This window comes from Vibrio sp. Vf1514, from assembly GCF_052076135.1.
Classification (GTDB): domain Bacteria; phylum Pseudomonadota; class Gammaproteobacteria; order Enterobacterales; family Vibrionaceae; genus Vibrio; species Vibrio furnissii.
Window position 1 is genome coordinate 1,723,740 of the sequence record NZ_CP197267.1, and the last position, 13,551, is coordinate 1,737,290.

12 protein-coding genes are annotated in these 13,551 nt (G+C 49.5%); 5 read left to right on the forward strand and 7 right to left on the reverse strand.

Going from position 1 to position 13,551, the window contains the following annotated elements:
• Positions 1-271: 271 nt before the first annotated feature.
• The 4 genes from ubiG (at position 272) to yfaE (ending at position 5,195) form a co-directional block, all read left to right on the forward strand.
• Positions 272-979, forward strand: a complete 708-nt coding sequence (gene ubiG, locus ACS18Q_RS07990; protein WP_004725659.1) for a bifunctional 2-polyprenyl-6-hydroxyphenol methylase/3-demethylubiquinol 3-O-methyltransferase UbiG — start codon at positions 272-274, stop codon at positions 977-979.
• A gap of 449 nt (positions 980-1,428) precedes the next feature.
• Positions 1,429-3,711, forward strand: a complete 2,283-nt coding sequence (gene nrdA, locus ACS18Q_RS07995) for a class 1a ribonucleoside-diphosphate reductase subunit alpha (protein ID WP_004725657.1) — start codon at positions 1,429-1,431, stop codon at positions 3,709-3,711.
• 72 nt (positions 3,712-3,783) lie between these two features.
• Complete coding sequence (gene nrdB / locus ACS18Q_RS08000; RefSeq protein WP_004725656.1) at positions 3,784-4,917, forward strand: class Ia ribonucleoside-diphosphate reductase subunit beta; 1,134 nt, start codon at positions 3,784-3,786, stop codon at positions 4,915-4,917.
• Positions 4,917-5,195: a class I ribonucleotide reductase maintenance protein YfaE gene (yfaE, locus tag ACS18Q_RS08005; protein WP_004725654.1), complete on the forward strand. Its 279-nt coding sequence runs from the start codon at positions 4,917-4,919 to the stop codon at positions 5,193-5,195. Before nrdB ends, yfaE begins: the two co-directional genes overlap by 1 nt.
• A 72-nt stretch (positions 5,196-5,267) precedes the next feature.
• Here the strand turns inward: yfaE and ACS18Q_RS08010 are convergent, their stop codons facing one another.
• Both ACS18Q_RS08010 and ACS18Q_RS08015 read right to left on the reverse strand, forming a co-directional pair.
• A complete protein-coding gene (locus tag ACS18Q_RS08010) occupies positions 5,268-5,516 on the reverse strand; it encodes a hypothetical protein (protein WP_004725650.1) in 249 nt (82 codons plus the stop codon).
• A 247-nt stretch (positions 5,517-5,763) separates the two neighbouring features.
• Complete coding sequence (locus ACS18Q_RS08015; protein ID WP_441256891.1) at positions 5,764-7,005, reverse strand: CinA family nicotinamide mononucleotide deamidase-related protein; 1,242 nt, start codon at positions 7,003-7,005, stop codon at positions 5,764-5,766.
• 136 nt (positions 7,006-7,141) lie between these two features.
• Between ACS18Q_RS08015 and ACS18Q_RS08020 the strand changes: the two genes are divergently transcribed.
• Positions 7,142-8,080 (forward strand): DUF3943 domain-containing protein, encoded by a 939-nt coding sequence (locus ACS18Q_RS08020; RefSeq protein WP_370447161.1) that lies wholly within the window; start codon positions 7,142-7,144, stop codon positions 8,078-8,080.
• A gap of 163 nt (positions 8,081-8,243) precedes the next feature.
• Here ACS18Q_RS08020 and gndA read toward each other — a convergent pair whose 3' ends face one another.
• The 5 genes from gndA to ACS18Q_RS08045 all read right to left on the reverse strand — a co-directional run bounded on the left by gndA (position 8,244) and on the right by ACS18Q_RS08045 (position 13,233).
• Positions 8,244-9,731, reverse strand: coding sequence for an NADP-dependent phosphogluconate dehydrogenase (gndA, locus tag ACS18Q_RS08025; protein WP_441256892.1), 1,488 nt, complete (start codon positions 9,729-9,731; stop codon positions 8,244-8,246).
• Positions 9,728-10,225 carry a gluconokinase gene (locus ACS18Q_RS08030; protein WP_154181225.1) on the reverse strand — a complete coding sequence of 166 codons (498 nt, stop codon included), beginning with the start codon at positions 10,223-10,225 and terminating at the stop codon, positions 9,728-9,730. Before ACS18Q_RS08030 ends, gndA begins: the two co-directional genes overlap by 4 nt.
• Positions 10,226-10,286: 61 nt before the next feature.
• Entirely contained in the window at positions 10,287-11,603 is a 1,317-nt protein-coding gene (locus ACS18Q_RS08035; protein WP_014204981.1) for a TRAP transporter large permease, read from the reverse strand.
• Positions 11,596-12,153 (reverse strand): TRAP transporter small permease subunit, encoded by a 558-nt coding sequence (locus tag ACS18Q_RS08040; RefSeq protein ID WP_441256893.1) that lies wholly within the window; start codon positions 12,151-12,153, stop codon positions 11,596-11,598. The genes ACS18Q_RS08035 and ACS18Q_RS08040 overlap by 8 nt, the downstream gene beginning before the upstream one ends.
• Positions 12,154-12,216: 63 nt before the next feature.
• Positions 12,217-13,233, reverse strand: a complete 1,017-nt coding sequence (locus ACS18Q_RS08045; protein ID WP_004725636.1) for a TRAP transporter substrate-binding protein — start codon at positions 13,231-13,233, stop codon at positions 12,217-12,219.
• Positions 13,234-13,551: the final 318 nt, after the last annotated feature.

Consider the following 13,551-nt stretch of genomic DNA (forward strand, 5'->3'; position numbering starts at 1 on the left):
CAGAAAGACCTGAATATTATTGATACTTATAAGGTGAAAAAATATAACACAAGTTCCTAAGCTTCGGCATCACTTTCCCTCCCCTTTTATCAGGTTGTGACCTTTGTTGTGAATCAACTGCTGAGAATTTACACATTCCTCCCATATCCAACTGATAAGCGGTTATTTTTTGTCCATCCATTTGGGAATCAAAGATAACAAGTGGTGCGAAATGACAACGGCGCTATAATGCCCCCTTATTCATGGATGCATAACACAGGCAACGAGTAGCATGAGCAAACCGCAAAACGTCGACCCCAATGAAATCAAGAAATTTGAAGAGATGGCCTCACGTTGGTGGGATCTTGAAGGCGAATTCAAACCCCTTCATCAGATTAACCCACTGCGTCTGAACTATGTGCTAGAACGCGCCGACGGGCTGTTTGGTAAAACGGTGCTCGATGTGGGCTGTGGTGGTGGTATTCTTGCGGAGAGTATGGCCCGCGAAGGTGCCCACGTGACGGGTTTGGATATGGGCAAAGAGCCATTAGAAGTTGCTCGTCTACACGCTCTTGAAACGGGCACGAAGCTAACTTACATCCAAAGTACCATTGAAGATCACGCGCAAGAGAACCCACAGACTTATGACGTCGTGACTTGCATGGAAATGCTTGAGCACGTGCCCGACCCACTGTCCGTGATTCAATCATGCGCAGCGTTGGTCAAACCCGGTGGCCATGTGTTCTTCTCTACACTCAATCGCAACTTTAAGTCATACTTGTTCGCTATTGTCGGCGCGGAAAAGCTACTCAAGATTGTACCGGAAGGTACGCACGACCATGAGAAATTCATTCGTCCTTCTGAGCTGCTCAAGATGATCGATGCAACACCTTTACAAGAGCAAGGCATCACCGGATTACTCTATAACCCGCTGACCGACACGTACCGTTTAGGCGCAAACGTTGACGTCAACTACATCATCCATACACGCCTGATTTAAGGGGTGTTATACGCTAAAAGTCGATGGTCAAATAGCACACTCTACGATCGATTTTTAGCGTGTTTTTTGTGCTCTATATTCCACTTTAATCAATCCGGAACACACTAGAGTTTTTACCTAAAGATCAAGATATTTTTTTTCGATCATGGTTATGAAAAAACCAATCTTGAAATGACGATTTTCTACAATCAATTCTGCTCTTTGATCATCGGTGAGTGGCTACTAACTGTTTTTTTTCAATTTACTAGTTATCCACAAACTGTCCCCGATCTGTAACTTGCAATACCCCCTCAATAGCACTATCTTGTAATGCGAACACTGATGCACCCCTACATATAGTGTTTATGACACTATATGTAGGGCGAGCTTGATCACAAAGCCGGGATTCACTTTACAAGAATTACACTAAAACACGGCTTTTATCAGTTTTGTTAGGGAAATAAAGCAGAATGAACCAACAACTTACTGTCACCAAGCGTGATGGCCGCAAAGAAAACATCGATTTAGACAAGATACACCGCGTAATCACATGGGCTGCAGAAGGCCTCGATAACGTCTCTGTATCGCAAGTAGAACTTCGCGCTCACATCCAGTTCTACGATGGCATTACCACGTCAGATATTCACGAAACCATTATCAAGTCTGCCGCGGATCTGATCTCCGAAGAGACCCCTGATTACCAATACCTGGCTGCGCGCCTTGCGGTGTTCCACCTGCGCAAAAAGGCTTATGGTCAATATGAACCGCCAACGCTGCTCGACCACGTGTCAGCGATGGTGGAAAAAGGCAAGTACGACAAACACCTGCTAGAAGATTACACTCGCGAAGAGTTTGAACTGCTGAATGGCTTTATCGACCACCGCCGCGATCTGGACTTCTCCTACGCCGCCGTGAAACAGCTGGAAGGTAAATACTTCGTACAAAACCGTGTCACCGGTCAAATCTACGAGAGTGCACAGTTCCTGTACATTCTGGTTGCGGCGTGCCTGTTTGCGAAATATCCGAAAGCGACACGTCTAGATTACGTGAAGCGTTTCTACGATGCGACGTCCACATTCAAGATCTCGCTGCCAACGCCAATCATGTCTGGCGTGCGTACGCCGACTCGTCAGTTCAGCTCTTGTGTACTGATTGAATGTGGTGACAGCCTAGATTCTATCAACGCGACCGCTAGCTCGATCGTTCGTTACGTGTCACAACGTGCGGGTATCGGTATTAACGCGGGTCGTATTCGTGCGCTGGGTTCAGAAATCCGTGGTGGCGAAGCATTCCACACCGGTTGTATCCCATTCTACAAGTACTTCCAGACTGCCGTTAAATGTTGCTCACAAGGCGGCGTTCGTGGCGGCGCAGCCACGGTATTCTACCCATTGTGGCACGGCGAAGCCGAATCGCTGCTGGTGCTGAAAAACAACCGCGGCGTTGAAGAAAACCGTGTTCGCCACATGGACTACGGTGTTCAGCTGAACAAGCTGATGTACAAACGCTTGGTTGAAGGTGGCAACATCACACTGTTCTCGCCTTCGGATGTTCCTGGACTGTACGACGCGTTCTTCCAAGACCAAGACGAATTTGAACGTCTGTACGTGAAATACGAAAACGATCCTTCAATCAAGAAACGCACAGTGAAAGCGGTCGAGATCTTCTCCCTGCTGATGCAAGAACGCGCGTCGACGGGTCGTATCTATATTCAGAACGTTGACCACTGTAATACGCACAGCCCGTTTGATGCGAGTGTTGCGCCAGTCCGTCAGTCGAACCTGTGTCTGGAAATCGCACTGCCAACCAAACCACTGGTGAACGTCGAAGACGACAGCGGCGAAATCGCGCTGTGTACGCTGTCTGCATTCAACTTGGGTGCCATCGAAAAACTGGATGATTTCGAAGAGCTGGCTGAGCTGGTTGTTCGCGCTCTGGATGCGCTATTGGATTACCAAGATTACCCGCTACCAGCAGCACGTAAATCAACCATGAACCGTCGTACTCTGGGTGTGGGCGTCATCAACTACGCATACTACCTCGCTCGTCATGGCGTGAAATACTCAGATGGCAGCGCAAACGGCCTGACGCACCGCACATTTGAAGCGATGCAGTACTACCTGTTGAAAGCGTCTGTGAATCTGGCGAAAGAACAAGGCAAGTGCCCTGCGTTTGATGAAACCAACTACGCGAAAGGCCTTCTGCCAATTGATACGTATAAGAAAGACCTTGATCTATTGTGCGACGAACCACTGCATTACGATTGGAATGCACTGCGCGAAGAGATCATGGAACATGGTTTGCGTAACTCAACACTGACCGCGCTGATGCCTTCTGAGACATCCTCTCAGATCTCTAACGCGACCAACGGTATTGAGCCACCTCGCGGCTACGTATCAGTTAAAGCGTCTAAAGACGGTATTTTGAAGCAGGTTGTGCCTGAGTTCACTCGTCTGAAAGAGAACTACGAACTGCTGTGGAACATCGGGTCTAACGATGGTTATCTACACTTAGTGGGTATCATGCAGAAATTTGTCGATCAGGCTATTTCCGCCAATACCAACTATGACCCAAGCCAATACGATTCAGGCAAAGTCCCAATGAAGAAACTGCTTCAAGACTTGCTGACCGCGTACAAGTTTGGTGTGAAAACACTGTACTACCATAACACTCGTGATGGTGCGAAAGACGATCAGAAAGATGCGGTGCAACCTGCCGATGACGATTGTGCAGGCGGCGCTTGTAAGATCTAATCAGATTCGAACTTTCCCTTAATGATTTGCATGCCCTTCGCTAAGGCGAAGGGCCAAACGGATGAAGGCACAATGGCTTACAGTACTTTTACTCAGAAAAAGAATAACCAACTTAAAGAACCGATGTTTCTTGGTCAGCCCGTCAACGTGGCACGTTATGACCAACAAAAATACGAAATTTTCGAAAAGCTGATCGAAAAACAGCTGTCGTTCTTCTGGCGTCCGGAAGAAGTGGACGTGTCCAGCGACCGCATCGATTACGCGAAACTACCCGAGCATGAAAAGCACATTTTCATCTCAAACCTAAAATACCAAACGCTGCTGGATTCAATCCAAGGCCGTAGCCCGAACGTGGCGCTGCTGCCATTGGTGTCTCTACCAGAAGTCGAAACTTGGATTGAAACATGGTCGTTCTCTGAAACGATTCACTCACGTTCGTACACACACATCATTCGTAACATCGTGAATGACCCAGCGATCGTGTTTGACGACATCGTTGAAAACGAACACATCATTAAGCGCGCGAAAGATATCGCTCACTTCTATGATGACCTGATTCAGATGACGAACGATTACCATCGCTTCGGTGAAGGCACACACGAACTGAATGGTGAAACTGTTCATGTCAGCCTGAAAGGCCTGAAAAAGAAACTGTACCTTTGCTTGATGTCCGTGAACGCACTGGAAGCGATCCGTTTCTACGTGAGCTTTGCGTGTTCATTTGCGTTCGCAGAACGTGAGCTGATGGAAGGTAACGCGAAAATCATCAAACTGATTGCACGTGATGAAGCGCTGCACCTGACCGGTACCCAGCACATGATCAACCTGCTGCGCAACGGCATGGATGATTTTGAGTTCCTGCAAATCGCTGAAGAGTGCAAGCAAGAGTGTTTTGACCTGTTTAAGCAAGCTGCTGAGCAGGAAAAAGAGTGGGCAGAATACCTGTTCAAGGATGGCTCAATGATCGGCCTGAACAAAGACATTCTGTGCCAGTACGTGGAATACATCACCAATATCCGCATGCAAGCGGTCGGTCTTGATGCTGCGTACCCAAGCGCAACGACGAACCCAATTCCATGGATCAATGCTTGGTTGTCGTCAGACAACGTACAGGTTGCGCCACAAGAAGCGGAAATCAGTTCATACCTTGTCGGCCAAATCGACAACGAAGTTCGTGCAGACGACTTCGAAGGTTTCGAACTGTAATGGCAACGATCAAAATCAACAAAGTCGTCAACATTGAGTCGAACCCGTCCAATACGCTACTGGAAACCATGGAGCAGGCCGGATTAGAACCTGAGTACAACTGCCGAGATGGCCATTGTGGCGCGTGCCGTTGTACCCTCGCCTCTGGCGAAGTCGAATATGTTGGTTTTGCCATGGCATTTACACAACGTGATGAAATATTACCGTGTATCTGTAAAGCCAAAACGGCACTGGAGCTGACGAACGTCAACTACCGAGTGAAAGCCAAACGCGCTTGATCAGCCATGACGTCAAAAGCCAGAGCATTGCTCTGGCTTTTCTGTTTTGCACGCAGGGTCAACACAGTTAATTCATTCGGCGACGCCGCCAAATAAGATTTGGTCTGCCGTCCCCATGGAGACGGACTTATTGGCGATCTCGCGGCCATCATCATCATACAACGCCAAGCGGTATCCCGGATAACTGATGTTGTTATTGTCTACAGGGGCATGCAGCCACAACGACACCACGTCACGATGAACGCTGCCAAGTGCTTCTCCCAAAACCACTTTTTGACTTGCCACCTCATACCAAACCAAAATTCTTGATTGATGGAACATACCAGCCTCCTGCCGACGTAATGGTTCAAACGAGATTTCAGTGTACAAATAAAAAAGTCCTAAAGTCGGCTCATTTTTAAGACAAAATCGGGACCACTTCAGAAATCAGGCGCTTATCATTTAGACAATTTACGAATAGAAAAGAAGGCAGAAAAGAGGTTTGGTAATAAGCAACGAAATCATTTGCTTATTACCTTTTACCGTATGCAGTTTTTATTTATATGCAATTCAGCGATAACAACGCCGATTAACCGTTCAATACATTGGCGGGCAAATAGAGCTCTTTCACCGTAGAGACCGAGCCGTATTTGGCCAGCACCGGTTTCCCAGCAAGGTAACGACGTAGCATATCCGCAGCCACGGTACCAATTAGCTCTTTTTGCTCTTGCGCGCTATACGCACGGTTAAATTTGAGCAGTTGCCCCCACTCGCCTTGTGGCGCAGATAACGCCACGCTGAAGGTCTCATCACTCAACGCACCGGTGACAATCGCCAAATCAGTACTGCATTTATCTTTGGTCGCCCCCGCTAACGCAAACACGGCCGCGAGAGGATCTTTCTCTCCCAGCCCCGCATCGGTGCGATGGCTCAAAATCCAGCTGTGCCCACTCAGGCGTTCGATCTGTTCATTGCTCAACAACCAATTGGACAGCCAACCTTTGGTCGCTTGCTCGGCAATCGACAGCGACAACCCTTTCTCGGCCATCAAATGCCCAATATGAGCTAACATTGGCTCATCAACGCTGACCACATGTTGCTCAAGGTGAGAATAAATCAGTTGTAGCAGTTTCACCCGTGTCTCTAAATCCTTGCGCGGGCCAAACAACTTCACTTCAATGAATGGCAAATATGAGCGATAGCCCAACACGTACCCTTTCGGCAACTGCAACTTATCCAACTTGTCCGAAATACCCGATTCAGAGGTCCCAAACGTGTATAAGCGGCTACATTCTAATCCAGCCTGATTGGGAAACAGCGCATGCAAATCGGGCAGAATCTGTTCCGTGACCATGCGTTTGAACTCTTTGGGTACGCCCGGTGTGAAATAGAACCAACACTCATTGATCTGCATTTTGAAACCGCACGCGGTGCCGATCGGGTTATCCAAAATCGTCGCCTGTTCGGGCAACATCGCTTGTTTGATGTTGCTTTCTGGCATATTCATCTTGCGCTGAGCAAAGAATGCCTCCAGCACTTTCAGCCATTCGGGAAACAGCACCAATGGCTGCTCGGCTGCCTGAGCCGCCGCTGCAGCACTCAAATCGTCCGTTGTTGGCCCCAAACCGCCATTGACGACCACCACATCGCTGTTAAAACTTAACATCATCAGCTCTTCAACCAGCGCTGATTGTTCATCACCCACGGTAGAGCGTTTCGTCAACGAGAATCCATGTTCGAAAAATTCTCGCGCTAACCAAGCGGCGTTGGTATCGGTAATATCACCGTGTAGTACTTCCTCACCAGTACTGAGCATTGCGATTTTCAGCATAACTATGACCTTATCTCCGGGCCTTCTTTGAGGCTATTATCAAGCCACTATATCGTTGATTGGCCTGCTATCTCCATCAGTTTTATGTCAATAAGCGATTTGCTTATTTTCATCCTTAGGACTTTACTAGATAATTGTGATTCTGATCATTATAAAACAACGTCTTGGAGCTACTGTGTCAATTAAAAGCATCACTGCGCTGATGTTATCGCTCCCCGCTTGCGCCAGTGCTGCGCCATACGGGATAAGCCCTCACATCGAACTCTCTTACTCAGCAAACTGTCAGAGCATCAATTGCAGTGATGCCTCTCCGTTGGCATACCGTGCGCGTTCTCCCCTTGCGGTGAATCTTGCTGGCGAGCCAGAACTTCATTTGGATGAACCCGCCTTACCGCGTTACTTGACCATTTCTGACACCAAAGACTGGGATTACCTGAAAGATCAAACGTACACCATTTTGGGTTTAAGTATTGCGACAGTGGGCTTGATGACCTTATTGCCCGAGTCGGTAACGCAATGGGATGAAGAAGACCGCAACCTCAGTGGTCTGGGTAAGAAATGGAAAGACAACGTCTCTTCCGGCCCAACGTGGGATCGCGACGAACATTACCTCAACTACGTCATGCACCCATATTTTGGCGGTGTTTACTACACGGCGGCACGTCATGCTGGGTTTAACGAGTTTGAATCTTTCCTTTACTCCGCCGCGATGTCTGGCCTGTTTTGGGAATACGGCGTAGAAGCCTTTGCCGAAGTCCCCTCCTGGCAAGATCTGTTTATTACACCATTTTTCGGGGCGGTGGTGGGCGAAATGATGTTTGAAGCCGAACAGAACATTGTCGATAACGGGGGTGAAGTTTGGGGCTCTGAACGCATGGGGAGCTTCACGCTGTTTTTCTTAAACCCCGTGGGCCACATTCATGGCTGGGTGAGCAATGCTTGGGGCGGTTCTGCCGAATTTCAATTTGAAAGTCACCCGTGGTTTGGCAATCAAGACGCGGCGAAATTTGCGCTCGACTCCGGCGCCACGTACGACACCCAGTTTGTGGGAGCAACCTTTAAAGTGACATTCTGACCCGCCTGCCACGACTCGATTTATTGCTTCAACAATTCCACGATTGAACGTAAAAAAGCGCCCTTCGGCGCTTTTTGTTTTTTACTTTTTACTTTTTACTTTTTATCGCGATCTTCCGTCACGGCCTTCCTGTCACATTGTCGCTTCGTCACCTCTTGACGACTTAACGCGCAACCTGCTGACGCTGTGATTTTTCCCATAATACATGGAATTTCTTATCCGCTGGATGATCCAATCGTGCGTAGGTATGCGCGCCGAAATAATCACGCTGTGCTTGGAGCAGATTGGCAGGCAACACTTCGCAACGTAGCGCATCGTAGTAACTCAGCGCCGACGTCAGGCATGGCATCGGCACACCACTTTGCATCGATTGCGCAGCAATGTGCCGCCAACCTAACAGTCGTTTCGAGAGTTCCGACACAAATTCAGGCGCGAGCAGCAGATGATCCAACAGCGGCTGATGCTGATACGCCTGCGCAATTTGGTGTAAGAAGCCCGCACGGATAATGCAGCCCGAACGCCAAATGCGAGCGATGTCAGTGAAATTCAGTTGCCAATCTTCGGAATCCGACGTGGTTTTCATCAGGTCAAAGCCCTGCGCATACACCACCAACTTGGCGCAATACAAAGCCGATTCCAAATCGCGCAATGTCGAATCCAAGCATGGCTCTGCAATCAACGTCTGCGCGGGCAACTGTATACTGGCCGTCACGCGACGCGCCTTGTTTGCGCTGAGTGAGCGCGCAAATACCGCCTGCGCCAAACTCGGGGCCGGACTGCCACTTTGCAGGCTGTTGACCGCCGTCCACAATCCGGTTCCTTTTTGTTCCGCGGTGTCGAGGATTATCTCCACCAACGCCGCGCCGGTTTCAGGGTCGTGCTGCTGCAAAATATCGGCGCTGATTTCCATCAAATAACTATTAAGCACGCCTTGGTTCCAACGCTCGAACACCTGACCAATCTCGGGCGCGGAGAGCGTCATCACATCACGCAAGTATTGATAGGCTTCGCAAATCAGCTGCATATCCGCGTATTCAATGCCGTTGTGCACCATTTTCACGTAATGGCCCGCACCCGCAGGGCCAAGATACGCCGCACACGATTCACCTTGTTGATGGGAATCAATCGGCTGACCCGACACATCCACTTTTGCAGCAATCGCTTGCCACAGCGGTTGCACGAATGTCCAGGCTTCCGGATCCCCACTGGCCATGAGAGACGGGCCGTGACGCGCACCTTGTTCTCCCCCAGAGACGGCAGTGCTGAAGAAACGTAAACGGCCCGTGTATTCTTTTTCGCGACGCTCGGAGTCGGTCCACAAGCTGTTACCAGTATCGATAACAATATCTTGCGGTGACAAACCCGCGTCGAGCAATTGTGCAATCACCTCATCCACCACATCGCCGGCGGGAACCGACAACGCAATCACGCGCGGCGTGTTCAGCAAGCGCAGCAGATGAGTCAAATCATCAGCGGCGGCAAACGTGCCTTTACCCGCAATGGTGCTCAACGAGGCGGCTTCTTGTAAGGTTCGCAGTCGGTTGGCTTGGTTGAGATCATATCCCGCGACCGAGAAACCGTGATCCACCAAATTCAGTGCCAAGCTTTTGCCCATCACACCCAGCCCAATCATCGCAATCTGACAACTCATGATTGCGCCTCCAAAGCTTGCAGCGCTTGCGCTAACACCCCATCCAATGATTGAGAGATATCGACAAAAATGGCTTCATTGGCGTCGGGCTCGACCAGCGTGTCGAACTGACTTTTCAGCATCGCTTCCCCTTGGAAGTAATGATCCGAACGCTGCTGCAAACGCGACCAAATGGTCTCGTAATCGCCCTGCAAATACACAATCACCAAGTCGTCGTTGTTGGCGCGCAAGATGTCGCGGTACGCCGGTTTCAACGCGGAGCAGGCAATCACTGCCCCCGCTTGTTCGATGAACAAACGATTGAGCGTTTGCAGCCAACCCAAGCGGTCATCGTCGGTCAGTGGAATACCCTGACGCATTTTGTCGACATTATCTTGTGGATGGTAATCATCCCCATCAAAGAATTTCAGGCCCAGCGCATCGGCAATTTTGCTGCCAATCGAGCTCTTTCCGCAGCCAGAAACCCCCATCACTAATATTTTTTTCGGTTTCATAGGACACATCTTCCCTAAGGCTCCACATCATGGAGCCACTCTAAACTCGTTATCGGTTGGTTTATTGCCACCACATCGCCAATTGCGGGAACGCAATGACCAGCGCCAGGACGAAAATCTGCATGAAAATAAATGGGATCAGCGAGGTGAAAATCAGGCCCAAGCTGATGTCTTTCGGTGCCACAGACTTGAGGTAAAACGCCGCAGGGCCGAATGGCGGTGACAAGAATGACACCTGCATGTTCAAACAGAACACCACACCAAACCAAATCGGGTCAAAGCCCAAGTTACTGATAATTGGAACAAAGATTGGCATGGTCAACAACGCAACCCCAACCCAGTCGAGGAACATCCCCAGCACCAACAAAATCACCATCATGATAAGCAGTGTGGCCATGGCGCTCCCGCCAGACAGGGCCAAAATGGTTTCTTCAACGAAATCGATACCGCCCATCAGGTTATAAACCCCAACCAACGCGCTCGCACCAATGCCAATCCAGATGATCATCCCACAAGTCCGCATGGTCGCGACGGCACTCTCTTTGAGCATATTCCAGCTCATTTCACGGCGGATGATGGCGCTGATCATGATCCCCACCACGCCCAGTGCTGAGGCTTCGGTCACCGAGGCCACACCGGTATAGATACTGCCCAGCACTACCGCCACCGAAAGTAAGGGGAAGAACAACGCTTTGAAGTAATTCGGTCGTTGGGTCTCATCTTCCAACTCGTCTTCAAAACTTGGTGCCAGCGCCGGATTCATATAACAACGAATCAGAACATACGCGATGTAACACGCCGCCAAAATAAAGGCCGGAATAAACGCAGCTTTAAACAGATCGCCAATCGACACGCTCGCCGTCATACCGTAGATAATGAGGACAATGCTTGGCGGCAGCATGGTGCCCAACGCACCACCGGCACACGTGGTACCAATCGCCAGTTTACGGTCGTAGCCCAAGCGCAGCATTTGTGGCAACGCCAGAATACCCAGCAGCACGGTTTCGCCACCGATCACGCCCGACATCGATGCAAGCAGCACCGCCACCAACAGCGTTTGTACCGCAACGCCGCCGCGCACTCTACGGCCAACTGATTTCATCGCATCGAACAAATCACGAGCAATACCCGAGTGATCGAGCATTGCCGCCATCAACACAAACATCGGAATCGCGAGGAAGATATAATCCGACGCAAAGCTGTACATGCGGCTGGTCACCAGAGGAATCGCGTCCACCCCAAACCAACCTAGCGTGAAGAAAATCGCGACAAAACCGGTCACGAACGCCAGTTGCATCCCCGTGAGCAGCAGGCCGATCATCATCGCCAGCATCAATACGCTGCCCCACTCAATACCTATCGAAGACAGATCAAACATCGTGTTTATTCCTCAGGGCTTGAATCTCTTGAATCAGATGCAGCACGAACTGCACGACCAGAATCACTAAAGTGATGAAAATAACCGCTTTCAGCAGCGCCGGATAAGGCGGGTTAAATGCAGACCCCGAGGTTTCCAAACGAAACTCCCCCCAAGGGGCGAACCATGCGGCTTCCACCGTCACGTAAGAGGCATAAGCCATCATGCCCGCAAACGCGAGGCCAACTATGTGATGGACGATGTTGAGGTAATGTTTGATGCGCTGCGAAACGTGATCGTAAATCAACACCACACGCACGTGTTTGTCGGCCGCCATGGCATAAACGCCACCAAACACAAACAGTGTGCCGCCGACAAACGCGGCCGTTTCATGAACCCAAGTGGTCGGCGCATTGAACACATAACGCATCACCACTTCGTAAAAGGAAATCGCAACCGTAAACAGAAACAGCAAGCTTAGCGCGTTGCCCAGACGCAGAATCCAGCGATCCAGCGCATTTTTCGGCTGCCCGTCATAGATAGACGCAGCAGGAAGCTTATTCTCGCTCATAACGAACTCTTGTTTAAAATGAGAGGGCAAAACGCCCTCTCGGAAAGAAAGGAATAACCGTGATTACAGTAGATCGTTTTGTTCTAGGAAGGTGGTCACTGAGTCATACACTTTTTGCGCATTGGGTGAGCGTTCAGCAAACACTTTCCATTGGCTGCGTGCAATTTCACGGAATTTCTTGCGCTCTTCATCAGACCAGTTGTGAATGGTAATTTTCGGATTCGCGCTGGCTTCTTTCACCGCCGCTTGGTCCGCAATCTTCAATTGCGTGGTGATGTCGTATGAGAAATCACGAACCGAGGTTTCGAGAATCTGCTGCAGATCCGCAGGCATCTTGTCCCATTTTTTCTGGCTGATAGAGATATCGATCAGCGGCAGCGAGTGGAACCCTGGTTGAACTGGATGCACCGCGACGTCGTTCATGCCCGCTTTTTGGTTGGTGGAGAAAACGGTGTAGTCGGCAGCGTCAATCACCCCTTTGCTTAGCCCCGTAAACACTTCAGAACCCGGCAAGTTCACAGGCGTAGCTCCCGCAGCAGCAAAGACTTGTTGAACCAAACCTTCTGGCGCACGTAGTTTCAGACCTTTCAGATCCGCGACCCCATCCAGCGGTTTTTTCGATACCAAAGATTCAACGCCAGTGGTTGAAGCGCCAACAAAATGTACGCCGTATGGTTTGTAAAGTTCGGTTAAAAGTTCGTTCCCACCGCCGTAGTTCATGTATTGAAGTAATTGAGTGGTGTCAGACCATGCACCAACCATGTTACCCAACAGGCCAAATGCAGGATCTTGACCCGAGAAAAACTCCGTCGCAGTGACATGACCGTCCAGAATCCCCATCTTAATCGCGCTCAGGGTTTCAGTGTGTTTCACCACCGCGCCAACAGGCAGCAAGTCAATGTCGATGCGGCCACCTGACATTTTCTCGACGCGATCCACCCAGCTTTGCTGAATTTGGAAGTTGCGGTCACCAGAGGGATCAGAAGACTGAATCTTGAGTTTGAAATCTGCCGCCATGGCAGACATGGATACCAAACCCGTGACCGCCGCAGCGATCAGTGTTCTTGTCATTGTTTTCATTGAATCGTCCTTAAGAGTTTCACGTAACAAACCGGTTTATATTTTTATGTTACCGGTAACTTGCATCGCGAATGTTACTGGTAACTACCATTCATTGTCCATGAGATCGATCACAGCTTTTAAACAATTATTAACAACAATCTCAACATTGCATAATTTCTGGTAACCGACATGACATAACCCTTTGTCTCTCAAGGTCAAATTTGTGCAGAGGATTGAAGTATTGAAAGTTGCCCATCGTTGTCGTCCAAAAAATTGACTTTCGTCAATCCTTATCGACGCATAACACCTAAACTCAAAGATAGAGTGACCAAGTGA

Excerpts from the sequence above, each read along its gene's own strand:
- nrdB (WP_004725656.1), top strand. The coding sequence starts at position 3,784 with ATGGCTTACAGTACTTTTACTCAGAAAAAGAATAACCAACTTAAAGAA.
- gndA (WP_441256892.1), bottom strand. The coding sequence starts at position 9,731 with ATGAGTTGTCAGATTGCGATGATTGGGCTGGGTGTGATGGGCAAAAGC.
- ubiG (WP_004725659.1), top strand. The coding sequence starts at position 272 with ATGAGCAAACCGCAAAACGTCGACCCCAATGAAATCAAGAAATTTGAA.
- ACS18Q_RS08035 (WP_014204981.1), bottom strand. The coding sequence starts at position 11,603 with ATGTTTGATCTGTCTTCGATAGGTATTGAGTGGGGCAGCGTATTGATG.
- ACS18Q_RS08045 (WP_004725636.1), bottom strand. The coding sequence starts at position 13,233 with ATGAAAACAATGACAAGAACACTGATCGCTGCGGCGGTCACGGGTTTG.
- ACS18Q_RS08015 (WP_441256891.1), bottom strand. The coding sequence starts at position 7,005 with ATGCTGAAAATCGCAATGCTCAGTACTGGTGAGGAAGTACTACACGGT.
- yfaE (WP_004725654.1), top strand. The coding sequence starts at position 4,917 with ATGGCAACGATCAAAATCAACAAAGTCGTCAACATTGAGTCGAACCCG.
- ACS18Q_RS08040 (WP_441256893.1), bottom strand. The coding sequence starts at position 12,153 with ATGAGCGAGAATAAGCTTCCTGCTGCGTCTATCTATGACGGGCAGCCG.
- nrdA (WP_004725657.1), top strand. The coding sequence starts at position 1,429 with ATGAACCAACAACTTACTGTCACCAAGCGTGATGGCCGCAAAGAAAAC.
- ACS18Q_RS08030 (WP_154181225.1), bottom strand. The coding sequence starts at position 10,225 with ATGAAACCGAAAAAAATATTAGTGATGGGGGTTTCTGGCTGCGGAAAG.
- ACS18Q_RS08010 (WP_004725650.1), bottom strand. The coding sequence starts at position 5,516 with ATGTTCCATCAATCAAGAATTTTGGTTTGGTATGAGGTGGCAAGTCAA.